This is a genomic window from Rhodopila sp. (assembly GCF_965276935.1).
Lineage (GTDB): Bacteria > Pseudomonadota > Alphaproteobacteria > Acetobacterales > Acetobacteraceae > Rhodopila.
Genome location: NZ_CBDIBS010000003.1, coordinates 318,997 through 334,055, shown reverse-complemented (window position 1 = coordinate 334,055; position 15,059 = coordinate 318,997). Strand labels below are relative to the sequence as shown.

Genomic DNA, 15,059 nt, shown 5'->3' with positions numbered 1-15,059 from the left:
GTCGCAATTCGCCGTGGCGGATGAAGGACAGGTCATATTCGCGGGCATCCAAACCAAGCAGCCCGCAGCGTCAGCTATCCAGAAACCCGCGCAACAAAGATGTGACCGCTTCCGGCTTTTCTTGCTGTACCCAGTGACCGGCGTCCGGGACCAGATGGCAGCCAGTCATGGCGGTGCAGGCCTGATCCTGCATGCGCTGAATCGCGCCAGGGGTCTGATGAATGCCCCAGTCGCGGGCACCAGCCACGAACATCGACCTGACATCGATCGTGCGGCCGGCGAAGACCTGGAGTTGCGCCATGCCAATGCCCTGGGTGCGGCAGCGATACCACTGTAGGCCGCCTTGGAACCCGGTTCGTGCATACTCCGCGCTGAACACGCGAAGCTCGGTGTCCGGCAGCCAGAGGCATCGGACGACCGCCGCAGCGGACGGCATCGCGGCTGCCACCGTGCTGCCCATCTCGCGATCCTGGTCCATGATGTAGTAGGTCGGCATGCGGGCAAGTTCCGCCGCAGTCCAGCCGGCCAGCCGCACCGGATTGTTGTCCGGCCAGTCGGCGCTTTTGAAGTGATAGTAAGCGCGCAAGAAGTCGTGAACGCCCTGCCGGCAGTATCGCATGTCGGCATTGGCCTGGCGGGTGGCGTAGTACCATTGATAATGCTTGCGCGGCCGATCCAGCGCCGCCAGAGCCAGATGGATGTCCTCGCCGGCGGCAGGCGTCAGGCTGGGCGGCCCGACGAATGGTGCGCTCATCAACGTCACGGCGCGGAAGATGTCCGGCCGCAGCAGCGCGCACCAGGCAGCCACGGACGCACCGAAATCATGTCCGACAACCGCGCGGACGGATTGCAGGCCCAGCGCCGCGAGCAACCCAATCATGTCGCGCACCAGATTGAGCATATGAAACGACGCCAGATCACCATCGTAGTCAGAGTCCCAGCCGGTGGTCCGGCCATAGCCACGCTGATCCGGCGCAATCACATGATAGCCTGCCTCGGCCAAAGCGGGCATGATCTTCCGCCAGGAATACGCAAGCTCCGGGAAGCCATGCAGCAGCAGCACGCTCGGTTGGCCGGGCCGCTCGAACCCGGCCTCCAGCAGATGGACGCACAGTCCGTTTACGTCAGGCACGAAGCGGGCACGTACACCCGCCGGCAGGACATCGGCGCCGAAGGGCTCGATCACGCCGGAATGCGCACCTGCATTTCCGAAATGCCGTGAATGAAGTTGGAGTAGATACGTTTTGGCTCCTCGACCAGCTCGATCCGGGGAAACCGCTTCATGATCTCCTCCCACAGGATGATAAGCTGCATCTCCGCCAGCCGGTTGCCGACGCAGCGATGCACGCCGAAGCCAAACGACAGATGATGCCGCGGACGGGCGCGGTCGATGATAAAATCGTTTGGCCGATCGATCGACTCTTCATCACGGTTGCCTGAGATGTACCACATCACCACCTTGTCGCCCTTGCGGATCTGCTTGCCTCCAAGCTCCGCGTCCGCCAGCGCAGTGCGTCGCATATGCACGATCGGTGACTGCCAGCGGATGATCTCCGGCACCAGACTTGGGATCAGCGCGGGATTGTCCTGCAACTTCTGGTATTCCGCCGGATGCTTGCACAGCGCCCACAGGCCGCCGCTCATGGAATTGCGTGTCGTGTCGTTGCCGCCGACGATCAGCAAGGTCAGGTTGCCGAGGAATTCCGCCGGATCGTTGACCAGATCCTTCGTCGCTTCGCCATGCGCCAGCATGGAGATCAGGTCGTAGCCAAACGGACGCGCCGCACGCTCGTGCCACATCCCGGTGAAGGTCCGCAGCGCTTCACCCAGGATCTCCAGCCGCTTTGCCTCGGAATCGACGATGCCGCCGGCATTTACGTCGGCGGTGGCGCAGTCAGACCAGAACGTCAGCTTGGACCGCTCCTCGATCGGGAAGTCGAACAGGGTGCTGAGCATCAGCGTGGTCAGCTCGATCGACACGCGCTGCACCCAGTCGAAGGTTTCGCCGCGCGGCAGTTCGTCCAGCACCTTGCAGACACGTTCGCGAATAATGCCGGACATGTTGTTGAGGTTCGCCGGCGCCACGATTGGGCTGACCACCTTGCGCTGCTCATCGTGCCGTGGCGGGTCCATCGAGATGAAGCTGGACCGGCGGAATTCCATCGGCCGGTCGGTGATGCTGATGCCGCCGAGCCTGGCTTCGGAGGAATAGATCTGCGGGTGGGTCTCCACCTGCATGATGTCCTTGAACTTGGTGACCGACCAGAAGGAGCCATACATGCCGTTCTTGCGGTAATGAACCGGATCCTCGCTGCGCAGTCGTTCGAAGTATGGGTAGTAAGTGTCGTCTTGATACAACTTAGGATTGCTGACGTCGATCTGGTCAAGCGGAACGGTCATAACATCCGCAGTCAAGTCGATGGAAACTGGCGCATTCACTGGTTGAGTCTCCCGGTAGTATTGCCACGTACAGTGGTTAATCTGCTAGAATTTACGTAATGTTGAGACGGGAAAGCCCGACACGTTCAACGAGCGGTTCCAGGAACAGGACACGCTCAGTCTTTTCCTGTCCCGCGTCACCCGGCTTGACGTCGTGCATGACATGGGGCTGACGCATTGATTTTTCAGTGCTGCCCCTCTGGCATCCGCACTACGAGGCCATCCAGCGCCGAGGTCACCTGGAGCTGGCATGACAGGCGCGAGTCCGGCTGGGTGACGGCAGCGAAGCTCAGCATGCTGGCTTCCTGCGAACCCGGAACCGGCCGGCCGATCATGTCCAGCCAGGCTGCATCTATATAGACATGGCACGTGGCGCAGGCGCACTCTCCGCCGCAATCGGCATCGATGCCGGGAACATTGTTGTCCACCGCGCCCTGCATCACCGATCGGCCGACCGGCACATCGATCGGATGTTCCGTCCCATTGTGTTCGATATAAGTAATCTTCGGCATGAGGTCCTCTTTTCCCGCCGCCCTTTATGCCGCGAGTTCCTGCATCGACACTGACATATCTTCGATAACAGCGCGAGTAAGGCGTTTGCGCCGAGCAATGATGCGCCGTCCGCCCATGAATTCGGTCGGAGCGTTGACCGCTTCCACCGCCTGAACGTTACCATCCGCGGTCAGATGGAACAATGCGAACTTTGCCGCATCCAGATTGCCGCGCACGGCGATATCCACCGCATCGAACGGCAATCCTGCGATCTGTAGTCGCAGGTCGTATTGGTCGGACCAAAACCATGGCACTTCGGGCAGCGGCGATGACTTGCCGCAGATCAGACTGGCCGCTTGCTTGGCCTGCTCCAACGCGTTGGGTACACTTTCCAGCCGGCCCATGCGTGCATAGAGCGGCAGTGGCCGGCGCGTGCAGTCGCCGATGGCGAAAATCGCCATATCGTCGGTCCTTGACGCCAGGTCCACGACGATGCCACCGCCTTGATCCGTGGTTTCACAGGACAGGCCGGCTTCGCGCGCAATCTCGTCATTCGCCACCGCACCGACACCCACCAGCGCGGTCTCGCACGGGATCAGCCTGCCGTCGACCAGACGGACGCCGACGATGCGGCCGCCGGTGCCTTCCAGGCCCGCCACCTGGGCATCGACCTCGATCGCGACACCCCGGGCGTGGTGGAACGACTGGAAGAAATTCGACAGGATCGGGCCGGCGACGCGGGCGAGCACCCGGCTTTCCCGCTCGATGATGGTTGCCGCCGCCCCCAGCGCACGGGCCGATGCCGCGGCTTCCAGGCCGATATAGCCGCCGCCGATCACCGCCAACCGGGACCCCGGGTTCAGCGCCGCCTTCAGCCGGTCGGCATCGGCGGCGGAGCGCAGTTCCAGGACGCCGGCGAGATCAGTGCCCGGCAGCGGCAGCCGGCGCGCCCGCGCGCCCATCGCCAGGATAAGATAATCGTATGCCAGCGTCTCGTTATCCGATAACGCCACCGTCTTTTCCGCCCGATTGATGCTGACAACGCGACAACTCATGCGCAGGTCGATCGCGGCGCCGGAATAGAATTGCACCGGCTTCAGCGCCAGGCTTTCGGCTGTCGCCTGTCCCGTCAACCAGGCTTTCGACAGAGGTGGCCGCTGGTAGGGCGGAATGGGCTCCTCGCCGATCAGGGTGATCGCCTCGCGCCAGCCAAGCTGGCGCAGCATGGCCGCCACCGATCCGCCGGCGTGGCCGGCGCCGGCGATCACGATGTGCCTGCTCTGGTTATCCACCGCATCCGCTCCCTGATCCTGTCATGCGAATAGGAGCAGCGCCCGGTCCAGTCGGCAAGTCGGTTCGGCGCTCTGGTTGTCATTGCATGGTCGCCGGCTCCAGCATTTTCCGGCAGAACGGTGCAATGACCACAAAATCCCGATCGAGGCAAAAGCTTGCGTTGTCGCATGACAGCCGCATGCTGCCAGATGGTCGATCTCGACGCGGCGATCGCAACCGGGTCATGGATAGTTCACCAGGGTTATCTGGTTTTATCGCAGGGCTTGCGTGGCCGCCGGCGTCTCGCTTGCACCGACCATGACCGGCCGATCGGCATCATAAAGAAGCCCATCTTCGACCTGCTCTTGCCCCCAACCCCCCGATCCGTGGTAGACACAGTCTGGGAGGTCGGCGGTGGACGGGCGCCTCGCCAACCCGGTCAGGTCCGGAAGGAAGCAGCCGCAACGGGTCACCGCTCGGGTCGTTTGTCGATCTCCCACTTTTTTCCGTTAACCCGGCGAACGGCTCCGGCGGCCGCCTAGGTAAGCATTGCGCATGTCTGGCCTGTTCCAGGACGATCCCGCCGAACAAGACGACATCCCACCCCCGCCCGATGGCCCCGGCCTGTTTGGCGATGTCCTGCCGGTCGCCCTGCCGGAGCCGGTGCACGCCGGCCCATACCGCGTGCTGGCGCGGAAGTACCGCCCGACGACGTTCGATGACCTGATCGGGCAGGAGGCGATGGTGCGCATCCTGCGCAACGCCTTCGCCATCGGCCGCGTGGCGCATGCCTTCATGCTCACTGGCGTACGCGGCGTTGGCAAGACCACCACCGCCCGCATCATCGCCCGCGCGCTGAACTGCATCGGCCCCGACGGCACCGGCGGTCCAACGGCCGATCCCTGCGGCATCTGCGCTAACTGTATCGGCATCCTCGCCGACCGTCACCCCGACGTCATCGAGATGGACGCCGCCAGCCGCAACGGCATCGGCGACATACGCGAACTGATTGAAGCGGTGCGCTTCCGTCCCATGCAGGCCCGCAACAAGGTCTTCATCCTGGACGAGGTCCACATGCTGACGACCCAGGCGTTCAACGCGCTGCTGAAGACGCTGGAGGAACCGCCGCCGCATGTGAAGTTCATCTTCGCCACCACGGAGTTGCGGAAAGTCCCGATCACCGTGCTGTCGCGCTGCCAGCGCTTCGACCTGCGTCGCGTGCGGATCGCCGAACTGTCCCAGCACTATGCCCGCATTGCGCGGAACGAGGCCGTCGCCGTCGAACCCGGCGCGTTGGAGCAGATCGCCCGTGCCGCCGATGGCTCGGTCCGCGACGGCCTGTCCATCCTGGATCAGGCCATCGCGCAAACGGATGCCGGGCCGGACGCCGTCATCACCGCCACCCAGGTTGCCGACATGCTGGGCCTGGCGGACAGAGAAGCCGTCTTTGACCTGATGGAAGCGGTCATGGGCGGCAAGCCCGCCGCCGCGCTGGCGATCACCGACGGCGCCTTCGAACGTGGCGCCGACCTCGGCACCCTGCTGCAGGACCTGCTGGACCTGCTGCATACGATCACTCGGCTGAAGTCCATTCCCGGCCTGCGCGACAGCCACGACCTGCCAGAGGCCGAACGCACCCGCGGGGCGCAGATCGCCGATCGGCTGGCCGTGCCGGTGCTGGCGCGCGCTTGGCAGATGCTGCTGAAGGGCGTGGGTGAGGTGGAAACCGCCCCGGACCGCAGAGCGGCGGCCGAGATGGTGCTGATCCGCCTCTGCCACGTCGCCGATATACCCACGCCGGGTGACTTGGTGCGGCGGCTCAATGCCAGCGGTTCGGCGGCTGGTCCCGACCTGTCCGCTGCGGCCGGCGGGGGTAGTGGCGTGCGGGCGGTTGCCAATGGCATGCCGTTGATCAGCGCTGAAGCCGCTCCGGCCCCGGCCCCGGCAGCGCCGCGGCTGAACAATTTTCGCGACATCGTGGCGCTGGTCGGGGCACAGAAAGAAGCGATGCTGCACGCGCATCTGCTGCATTCGGTGCATCTGGTCCGTTTCGCCCCGCCGGTGATCGAACTGCGTCCGCAGCCCGAGGCGCCGCGCGACCTCGCCCCGCGGCTTGCCGCACTGCTGTCTGAAGTGACCGCCACCCGCTGGACGATCGCCATGTCCACCGCCGCCGGCGAGGCGACGCTGGCGGAGCAGGGCAACGCGGCCGACAGTGCCCGCCGCACCGCGGCGGCCGACCACCCGTTGGTGCGGGCAATCCTGGACACATTCCCGGGGGCGCGTATCGACACAGTGCATGATAGAACCACAGATGCCTACGGTTTGCCGGCGCCGCTGACGGAACAACCCGACATGCCCGGGTTCGCGCCGCCCGAGGCGGACTATTTCGACGAAGACCCGATGGAGATCGACCCATGAAGAACCTCGCCGGCCTGATGAAGCAGGCGCAGCAGATGCAGTCCAAGATGCAGGAGATGCAGTCGACGCTCGAGGCCATGGAGATGACGGGCGAATCCGGCGCCGGGCTGGTCAAGGTGACCTTGAACGGCAAGAACGATCTGCGTCGGATCAAGATCGACCCGAAGGTGATTGATCCCGCCGAGGCGGAGATGTTGGAAGACCTGATCCTGGCCGCGCATCGCGACGCCAAGGGCAAGATCGAGGCGGCGGCGGCGGAGGAGATGCAGAAAGCCACTGGCGGCCTGGAACTTCCGCCCGGGATGAAGCTGCCTTTCTAGGTGTCAATCGGTCAGGTGTCAGAGGAAAGCGGTATCAGGTTGGTGTCTCGCCGCCACGCCGTCGCGCTTCCGAGAACCGACGACTGACGGCCGAAAACGGATCATGGGCGGCCCTGAAATCGATCGTCTGATTGGCCTGCTGGCCAAGCTGCCCGGCCTGGGACCACGCAGCGCCAGGCGTGCTGCGCTGAAGATGCTGCAGCAGCCGGAGATGCGCATGCTGCCGCTTGCCACGGCATTGGCCGAAGCCGCGCGCGCCGTTCGCCCTTGCGCCGAGTGCGGCAACCTGGACAGCCAGGATCCTTGCACCATCTGTGCCGATCCGCATCGCGACCGTTCGGTCATCTGCGTCGTCGAAGGGGTTGGCGACCTGTGGGCGCTGGAGCGGGCGCTGGTCCATCGCGGCATTTATCATGTCCTGGGCGGCACATTGTCCGCCCTGTCCGGGCTCGGGCCGGAGGATCTGAACCTGTCCGGACTGATCAGCCGCGTCGTCACGGGCAACGTGACGGAAGTCATCCTGGCCCTCGGCGCCACGGTGGACGGCGCTACCACGGCGCACTTCCTGACCGATCAGCTTCGCCCGACCGGTGTCGCGGTCACCCGGGTGGGCCAGGGCGTTCCAATCGGCGGTGCGCTGGACGTGCTGGACGATGGCACCCTGGCCGCCGCGTTGCGTGGTCGTCGGTCAGCCTGACGCCCAGCCTTGCGCTGCCGCCACTCGCTCGACAGCCGCGTGACGCTCGCCTCGAACCGCCGCGAACTGAGCCTGGACCGCGGCCAGAACGTCGGGCGGGGCGGTGTCGGGGCTGCCGGCGTTGAACGGCGGCGCCGGAGCGTATTCAATGGACAGTTGAATCGCCTCGGCGACCGCTTGGCCGGCCAATTCAGCGACCATTGTCAGTGCGAAGTCGATCCCAGCCGTGACGCCGCCGCCGCTGATGAACTTGCCGTCGCGCACCACCCGGGCCTTTGTCGGGATCGCACCCAGCGGCGCCAGCAAGTCCATTGATGCCCAATGGGTCGTCGCCTGCTTGCCGCGCAACAGGCCGGCGGCGGCCAGCACCAGCGCACCGGTGCAAATCGAGCCGACGAAGCGCGCCGTCGCCGCCTGGCCACGCAGGAAGGACAAAACCTCCGCGTCCTCCATCAGCGCCTGCACGCCGGGTCCACCTGGCACGCAGATCACGTCCAGCGTCGGGCAATCGGCCAGCGTTGTCGTGGGCAGCAGGTGGAAGCCGCCCTGCACCTGGACCGGATCGAGCGTCTTCCACAGCAGCCGGACATCGGCCCCGGGTATGCTGGCGAACACCTGCAATGGTCCGGTCAGGTCAAGCTGCGTCATCCGCGGGAATGCCAGCAGGCCGATGCATAACGATGCCATGGCAAGTCTCCTTGGTCGGACAGTGGGTCAGCGCGGCAATGCCATGCCGGTCGGAATGTCATGCCGATCGGAATGTCATGCCAGTCGGGGCGATGCTTGATGATGTCGCACCTGTTCGTCGTTGCACGGTTCATCCAGTCCATTGCCGTCAGCATTCCGCGGCGACCGGTCGCCGCGACAAGCCCTGCAACATGCACAAATAGTACGGAATCGGGCCGAACGCCAAGCTGATCCAAGGGCCGACCTAACGCAAGCCGATATGATCGGCCAGTTGCGCGGCCGTATAGGTTTCGGCAAAACTGTCAGCAATCTCCGGCAGCATCGTGGCGTTCCATGCGTGCCAGTCCGACACCATGCGATCGAACAGATCCTTGCGTCGCTCCCGCAGATTGGCGCGTTCCCTTGGATCATCGACAACGTTGAACAGGAAGGTGTTGTCCTGGATCTTGAGATACTTGAAGTCACCATCGCGAACAGCACGCTGAGCATTCGACTTGTAGCGCCAGAACAATGTGCGGCGAACCGGTTCGTGCTGCTTCGTCAGGATCGGCAACAGATCCAGTCCATCGGCGGGGTAATCCGCATGCGGAACAATGCCTGCCGCCGCCAGCAGCGTCTGGAACCAGTCCATCGTGATCGTCACCTGATCGCTGACCTGGCCGGCGGGGATCCGGGTGGGCCAGCATATCACCACTGGGATGCGAAGGCCGCCTTCCAGCAGTTCCGTCTTGACGCCGGTGAACGGCCAGGTATCGGAGAAACGCTCGCCGCCGTTGTCGCTGGTGAAAATGACGATGGTGTCGTCGGATAACCCGTTGGCATCCAACGCCTGCAGTACGCGACCAATCTGCAGATCCATAGCCTGGATCATGCGGATATAGGTGCGCTGCGTGCCGCCGTCGAAGTGGCGTAGGTCGGTTCCGCGCAGCCGCTCGGACTCCGCCGCGTCTCCAGGTGCTTCCCACGGCCAGTGCGGTGCGGTGAAATGCAGGCTGAGCAGGAATGGCCTGCCGCTGGCCGCATGGACATTGACCGCATCGACAGCCTGGTCACCGAGGATGTCCGTCAGATAGCCACGCCGCCGGACCGGGACGTCGCCATCCCAAAGGTCATGCTGCCGGCGCGGGTTCTCGTGCGAATAATAGTCAACGGCGCCGCTGCGGATACCGAAGAACCGGTCGTACCCGCTGCGCGACGGACCGAAGTCCGGCGGCATCCCCAGGTGCCATTTGCCCACCAGGCTGGTTTGGTAGCCGACCTGCCGGAGCAGCGATGGCAGCGTCGGGTGTTCCGGCGGCAGTCCGACATCAGGTTTGCCCGCGAGAGGTTCTTCCAGTCCGAGCGGCAGGCGATATTGGTAACGACCGGTGATCAGCGCGAGGCGGGTGGCGGAGCAGACCGCCGAATTGGCGTAGGCCTGGAGCAGTCGTATGCCTTTTTTGGCAATCTGGTCGATGTTCGGGGTGGACAGGTCGCGGCGGCCGTAGCAACCAAGATCGGCGTATCCGAGGTCATCAGCCATAATGAACACAATGTTGGGCGGACGCGACGGACCGGCCGGCACCGGCTTGGCAGCCGACGGCGAAGCCGCACCATCGACTGCGATCATGGCCCCTTCCGCCGCATCCCGCCACGCCCGCGCCGCTTCGAGGGATCGTAACCACCGCCGCCCGGCCCTAGTGGTTCGGGCGTGCGATCCCGTTTTGGCCGCGACAGGGCGGTTGCCATGGGTGGCTCCGGCAGACCGAGTTCCAGCGCCTCCAGCCGCTTGATCTCGTCGCGCAGCCTGGCCGCCTGCTCAAATTCCAGATCGGCCGCGGCGGCGCGCATCCGTTTCTCCAGGTCGGTGATCGACGCTTTCAGGTCCTTGCCGACGAATTCGGTCGTGTCGGCATCCTTGATTGGGGCGACCGTCACGTAGTCCTGCTCGAACACGCTCTCCAGCACCTTGCCGATCTGCTTGCGGATCGACAGCGGCGTGATGCCGTGCGCCTCGTTCCAGCTTCGCTGCTTGTTGCGCCGCCGGTCGGTCTCCTCGATCGCCGCGCGCAGCGATCGGGTCAGCGTATCGGCGTAAAGCACGACCTTGCCGTCGATGTTGCGCGCCGCCCGCCCGATCGTCTGGATCAACGACGTTTGCGAGCGCAGGAAGCCTTCCTTGTCCGCATCCAGAATCGCCACCAGCGCGCACTCCGGGATGTCGAGGCCCTCGCGCAACAGATTGATCCCCACCAGCACGTCGAACACGCCTAGGCGAAGGTCACGGATGATCTCGATCCGCTCCAGCGTGTCGATGTCGGAGTGCAGGTAGCGAACCTTGATACCGTGTTCGGTGAGGTAGTCGGTCAGGTCCTCCGCCATGCGTTTGGTCAACGTGGTAACCAGCACGCGTCCGCCGCGCGAAGCGACCACCTTGCACTCGCCCAGCAGGTCGTCGACCTGATGCTCCACAGGGCGAACTTCCGTGACCGGGTCTATCAGGCCGGTCGGGCGGATCACCTGTTCGGCGAAGACGCCGGCGGTGCGTTCCATCTCCCACGGACCGGGTGTGGCGGATACGAATACCGTCATTGGGCGGAACCGCTCCCACTCCTCGAACTTCAGCGGGCGGTTGTCGATGCAGGATGGCAGGCGAAAGCCGAACTCCGACAGGACGGTCTTGCGGGCATAGTCGCCTTTGAACATGCCGCCGATCTGCGGCACGGTGACGTGGCTCTCATCAACGATCAGCAGGGAATTTTCCGGCAGGTATTCAAACAGCGTCGGCGGCGGGTCACCGGGCTCCCGCCCGGTCAGGTAACGGGAATAATTCTCGATCCCCTTGCATGATCCGGTCGTCTCCATCATTTCGATATCAAAGATTGTGCGCTGTTCCAGCCGCTGCGCCTCCAGCAGCTTGCCCTCGGCATTCAACTCGGCCATGCGCTCCTTCAGTTCGACCTTGATGTCGCGGATCGCCTGGGTCAGCGTCGGCCGCGGCGTCACGTAGTGGCTGTTGGCGTAGACCGTGATCTCCTTCAGGTCGGCGGTCTTCTCGCCGGTCAGCGGGTCGAATTCGTGCACCGATTCGATCTCGTCGCCGAACAGGCTCACCCGCCAGGCACGGTCCTCGTAATGGCTGGGGAAGATGTCGACGATCTCGCCGCGCAGCCGGAATGAGCCACGCTGGAAGGCGGTGTCGTTGCGCCGGTACTGCAGATCGACCAGTGCCTTGGCCAGGGCGTCGCGATCGATCCGGCCGCCGACCTCCAGCTTCGCCACCATTTTCGCATAGGTCTCGACCGAGCCGATACCATAGATGCAGGACACCGAGGCAACCACCACCACATCATTGCGTTCAAGCAGCGATTGCGTGGCGGCGTGACGCATTCGGTCGATCTGCTCGTTGATCTGCGCGTCTTTTTCGATGTACGTGTCGGTGCGGGGGACATAGGCCTCCGGCTGATAGTAGTCATAGTAGCTGACGAAGTACTCCACCGCGTTATCGGGGAAGAAGCTCTTCATCTCGCCGTACAACTGGGCCGCCAGGGTCTTGTTCGGCGCCAGGATCAGAGTCGGCTTCTGCACCGTCTCGATCACCTTTGCCATGGTAAAGGTCTTGCCCGAGCCGGTGACGCCAAGCAGCACCTGGTCGCGGTCATCGGCGCCGACGCCGCGCACCAGTTCCTTGATCGCGGCTGGCTGATCGCCGGCGGGCTCGTATTCGGACACCACGCGCAGGCGGCGTGTCATTGGCCGCGCCGCCTGCTTCTGCGGCATGAACAGCACGGGCGGCGCGCGCATCAGGGTTTGGGACATACAGCAACTCCTTGGTCCCAAAGATGGATCGCCGAACCCCTGGCGTCGAGGGGTTTCCGATCAGGGCGACCTGAACCGGCCGCGCGCGTGCCGACCGGCCAGGCAGATCCGCAGCGTGGCCTTGAGCGCACGCCGCGCGTCAAACAGCAGGGCGCGCATGTTCGTCAGGCGCAGCTGCGTGCGCTGCCGCCACAGGTGGATGACAAGCCCGCCGCGGCGCCGCCACCTCAGTTCGCGCTGCGCCCGCGCGGTCTGTTGTTGCGCTCGCCAGGGAAAGTTGCGCGCCACCCGCGCCGGCGTCGGTACGAGGTCGAAGATCAGCACATACGCCAGGCGGTCCCGGTCCGACACGTTGGGGCCCGCGCCATGCACCGTACGCTGGGAATGGATCACGCAGCCGCCGGGCGACAGAGGGCAGCCAACCGCGTCCCGCACATCGAGGCTGCTGGCGCAATCAAGGGCATGGATCCGGTTGTCGCCGCCGGGGAAACCGTGCGGCAGGACCGGGCCCTTCTGAGAACCGGGGATATAGGCCATGCAGCTATTGGTCGTATCGGTCGGCTGCAGAGCCAGCCAGAAGCTCACCTCCCTGTAGTCGAAGTTCGGATCGTGGAACGCCTCGTCCTGATGCCAGGGAGTCGCTTCGCCGATGTGCGCCGGCTTCATCAGGGAAATGTCGGCCTTGAAGCGTACCTGATCGCCCAGAAGCTGTTCGGCGATCCCTCGGGCGAGGTGAAAGAAGTCACTCTCCAGCAGTTCCGGCGCGAAGGAGCGCGGGTGCAGGATCTGCGGAAAGCGCTTTGGTTCCGCGCCGTCGTCCACGCCCATGGCGTCGAACAGCGCACCCTCGTTGAAGCCAATGTTCTCGTTATGCAGACGGGTCAGAATGCCACGCATCTCGTCCACCTGCCGTGGCGACAGGCCGGTTTCGAACGACAGAAACCCCTCATTTTCAAATCGTCTTATCTTCTCCGCATCGAGACGCATAAGCATAGTGCTTCGCCTTTATATGACGATCACACAAAATAATAGTTTTCATGATCGCACAGTCAAAACGAGGGTATCTTGAAACACAAGCTATAGTCCAATCACGACTTCGATCGATTAGGTACCGATTGGTTGCGGACCAGGTAAGGCTGCGACATGGAAGGTAAATTTATTGCGCAGGCCAATAAGGCTAACCGCCCGAATGAAAGGCGAGAGCGGCCTGACGCCGGTAAACCGGACAGCTCGCCTCGCTCATGCAGGTCGCCCACGCCAGAGACTGCGCGCGGCCGACGGCCACAAGCCACTACGCCGCAAGTGGTATGGTAAATCATGGTGCAAGCAGACCGGATGCCGATGCACCGACGTGCCAACCAGTGGCAGGACCATCCGACGCGAACAGCACTACCTCCTGTGGTTGCAGATGATTCTGGTCCCCAGCCACAGGTTTCTGTTATGGCGCTCACGCAATCGGGAGGTCGCGTGCCTGCGATCCCTGGCGGCGGTGTCCAATGGCGAGCATCAGTGCAATGTGGTTTTTCAGGATGACGACCGGAACGGTGCTTTTCCTGCTGGATGCCGGCCTGATCCTACTCGCCTGGCCGGTTGTCCTGTGGCTGGGCCGATCCGGCTTCACCGACCTGTTTAGCCTGCCCGCCGACCCGCGTGGCCTGCTGTATCCGGCCTGCGAACTGCTTGTCCTGTTCGCCATGGGGTTGTATCGTCGGGATGCCATCCTGGAGGAGCGGCGGTCCTTCAGCCGGGTGCCGCTGGTTGTCGGGATGGGCGCCGCCCTGTCGGTGCTGATCTCACTTGGCCTGCCCATGGTCACGTCCCGGGCAACCCCGGTCGGTCGCCTTGACCAGGCACAGATCTTCACCCTCGCGACGGTTTCCTTCACGGCGTGCGCTTTCGTCGCGCGCCTCGTGCTGCATCTGCTGCTGCGTCAGCATAGGCTGCGCCGCCGGCTGCTGATCGTGGGCGCCGGTCAGCGGGCGTGGGACCTGCTGCTGATGCTGGGGCGCGAAGGCCGCAGCCTGCACGACGAGGTGACGCTGATCCACCACCCCTCGCTGGGGGAGGTCGATCCGCGACTGCTGGACGAACGGCCGGAGCGCATCCTGCGTCCCGCAGGATTCGATATTGCCGCCGTCGCCACGCAGGTCGGTGCGGACATCGTCATTGTCGCGCCGGACGAACGGCGCGGCATGGATCTGCGCCGGCTGCTCGAGTGCAAGAAGGCCGGCTTCCCGGTCATCCAGTACCTGACCTTCGTGGAGAAGGAGATCCGGCGCATCGACCTCAAGCGCATGGAACTTGGCTGGCTGGTCTACACCAACGGTTTTACCTTCGGCATGATGGATCGTGTCCTGAAGCGGCTGTTCGACCTTGTTGTCAGCAGCCTCGTGCTGCTGCTCTCGTCGCCGCTGCTGCTGGCCGGCATGATCGCCATAAGGCTGGAAGGGCCGGGCTCGGTGTTCTACCGGCAGGAGCGAGTGACGCGGGACGGCGCCGTGTTCTGGATCCTCAAGCTGCGCACCATGCGCGTGAATGCCGAAGCCGAGGGCGCGGTCTGGGCGCGGGAGAAGGACAACCGCATCACGCGGGCGGGGGCGTTGCTGCGGCGGACGCGGATCGACGAACTGCCGCAGCTGGTGAACATCCTGCGCGGCGAAATGTCCTTCGTCGGCCCGCGGCCAGAGCGGCCACTGTTCGTGGCGGAACTGGCAAGCCAGATCCCGCTCTATCATGAACGTCATATGGTAAAGGCCGGCCTGACCGGATGGGCACAGATCAATTACCCCTATGGTGCCTCGATCGACGATGGCCGGTCCAAGCTGAGCTACGACCTTTATTACGTGAAGAATTTCTCCATCCTGTTCGACCTGGTCATCCTGCTGCAGACGCTGCGCGTGGTGCTGTGGCCCAGCGGCGTGCGTTAAAGCGCG

Annotated in this window: 12 protein-coding genes and 1 other RNA gene; 5 read left to right on the top strand and 8 right to left on the bottom strand. The window is 64.1% G+C overall.

All coding sequences use genetic code 11. The features are described from left to right. Positions 1-70: 70 nt before the first annotated feature. The 4 genes from ACQY4S_RS09395 to ACQY4S_RS09380 form a co-directional block, all read right to left on the bottom strand. Positions 71-1,186: an alpha/beta fold hydrolase gene (locus ACQY4S_RS09395; RefSeq protein WP_428484937.1), complete on the bottom strand. Its 1,116-nt coding sequence runs from the start codon at positions 1,184-1,186 to the stop codon at positions 71-73. After that, positions 1,183-2,400, bottom strand: coding sequence for a cytochrome P450 (locus ACQY4S_RS09390; RefSeq protein WP_428484936.1), 1,218 nt, complete (start codon positions 2,398-2,400; stop codon positions 1,183-1,185). Before ACQY4S_RS09390 ends, ACQY4S_RS09395 begins: the two co-directional genes overlap by 4 nt. A 224-nt stretch (positions 2,401-2,624) precedes the next feature. After that, positions 2,625-2,951: a 2Fe-2S iron-sulfur cluster-binding protein gene (locus ACQY4S_RS09385; protein WP_428484935.1), complete on the bottom strand. Its 327-nt coding sequence runs from the start codon at positions 2,949-2,951 to the stop codon at positions 2,625-2,627. Positions 2,952-2,975: 24 nt separating this feature from the next. After that, positions 2,976-4,223 (bottom strand): NAD(P)/FAD-dependent oxidoreductase, encoded by a 1,248-nt coding sequence (locus ACQY4S_RS09380; protein ID WP_428484934.1) that lies wholly within the window; start codon positions 4,221-4,223, stop codon positions 2,976-2,978. A gap of 383 nt (positions 4,224-4,606) precedes the next feature. On the opposite strand from ACQY4S_RS09380, the gene ffs reads away from it, so the two are divergent. From ffs to recR, 4 genes are all read left to right on the top strand, one after another. Beyond that, positions 4,607-4,703, top strand: an RNA gene (gene ffs / locus ACQY4S_RS09375) — signal recognition particle sRNA small type. Positions 4,704-4,758: 55 nt separating this feature from the next. Then, positions 4,759-6,624 (top strand): DNA polymerase III subunit gamma/tau, encoded by a 1,866-nt coding sequence (locus ACQY4S_RS09370; protein WP_428484933.1) that lies wholly within the window; start codon positions 4,759-4,761, stop codon positions 6,622-6,624. Then, positions 6,621-6,944 carry a YbaB/EbfC family nucleoid-associated protein gene (locus tag ACQY4S_RS09365; protein ID WP_428484932.1) on the top strand — a complete coding sequence of 108 codons (324 nt, stop codon included), beginning with the start codon at positions 6,621-6,623 and terminating at the stop codon, positions 6,942-6,944. Before ACQY4S_RS09370 ends, ACQY4S_RS09365 begins: the two co-directional genes overlap by 4 nt. Before the next feature lie 103 nt (positions 6,945-7,047). Further along, entirely contained in the window at positions 7,048-7,641 is a 594-nt protein-coding gene (recR, locus tag ACQY4S_RS09360) for a recombination mediator RecR (protein WP_428484931.1), read from the top strand. Here the strand turns inward: recR and ACQY4S_RS09355 are convergent. The 4 genes from ACQY4S_RS09355 to ACQY4S_RS09340 all read right to left on the bottom strand — a co-directional run bounded on the left by ACQY4S_RS09355 (position 7,633) and on the right by ACQY4S_RS09340 (position 13,113). Continuing rightward, positions 7,633-8,328 carry a DJ-1/PfpI family protein gene (locus ACQY4S_RS09355; RefSeq protein WP_428484930.1) on the bottom strand — a complete coding sequence of 232 codons (696 nt, stop codon included), beginning with the start codon at positions 8,326-8,328 and terminating at the stop codon, positions 7,633-7,635. The two genes, recR and ACQY4S_RS09355, sit on opposite strands and share 9 nt — an antisense overlap. A gap of 244 nt (positions 8,329-8,572) precedes the next feature. Then, positions 8,573-9,937 (bottom strand): sulfatase family protein, encoded by a 1,365-nt coding sequence (locus ACQY4S_RS09350; RefSeq protein WP_428484929.1) that lies wholly within the window; start codon positions 9,935-9,937, stop codon positions 8,573-8,575. Continuing rightward, the gene (gene uvrB / locus ACQY4S_RS09345) at positions 9,934-12,126 is read right to left on the bottom strand and encodes an excinuclease ABC subunit UvrB (RefSeq protein ID WP_428484928.1); all 2,193 of its coding nucleotides are present in this window, start codon (positions 12,124-12,126) and stop codon (positions 9,934-9,936) included. The genes ACQY4S_RS09350 and uvrB overlap by 4 nt, the downstream gene beginning before the upstream one ends. A gap of 60 nt (positions 12,127-12,186) precedes the next feature. After that, positions 12,187-13,113 carry a phytanoyl-CoA dioxygenase family protein gene (locus ACQY4S_RS09340; protein WP_428486249.1) on the bottom strand — a complete coding sequence of 309 codons (927 nt, stop codon included), beginning with the start codon at positions 13,111-13,113 and terminating at the stop codon, positions 12,187-12,189. A gap of 542 nt (positions 13,114-13,655) precedes the next feature. On the opposite strand from ACQY4S_RS09340, the gene ACQY4S_RS09335 reads away from it, so the two are divergent. Continuing rightward, positions 13,656-15,053, top strand: coding sequence for a TIGR03013 family XrtA/PEP-CTERM system glycosyltransferase (locus ACQY4S_RS09335; RefSeq protein ID WP_428484927.1), 1,398 nt, complete (start codon positions 13,656-13,658; stop codon positions 15,051-15,053). The last annotated feature ends 6 nt before the right edge of the window (positions 15,054-15,059 follow it).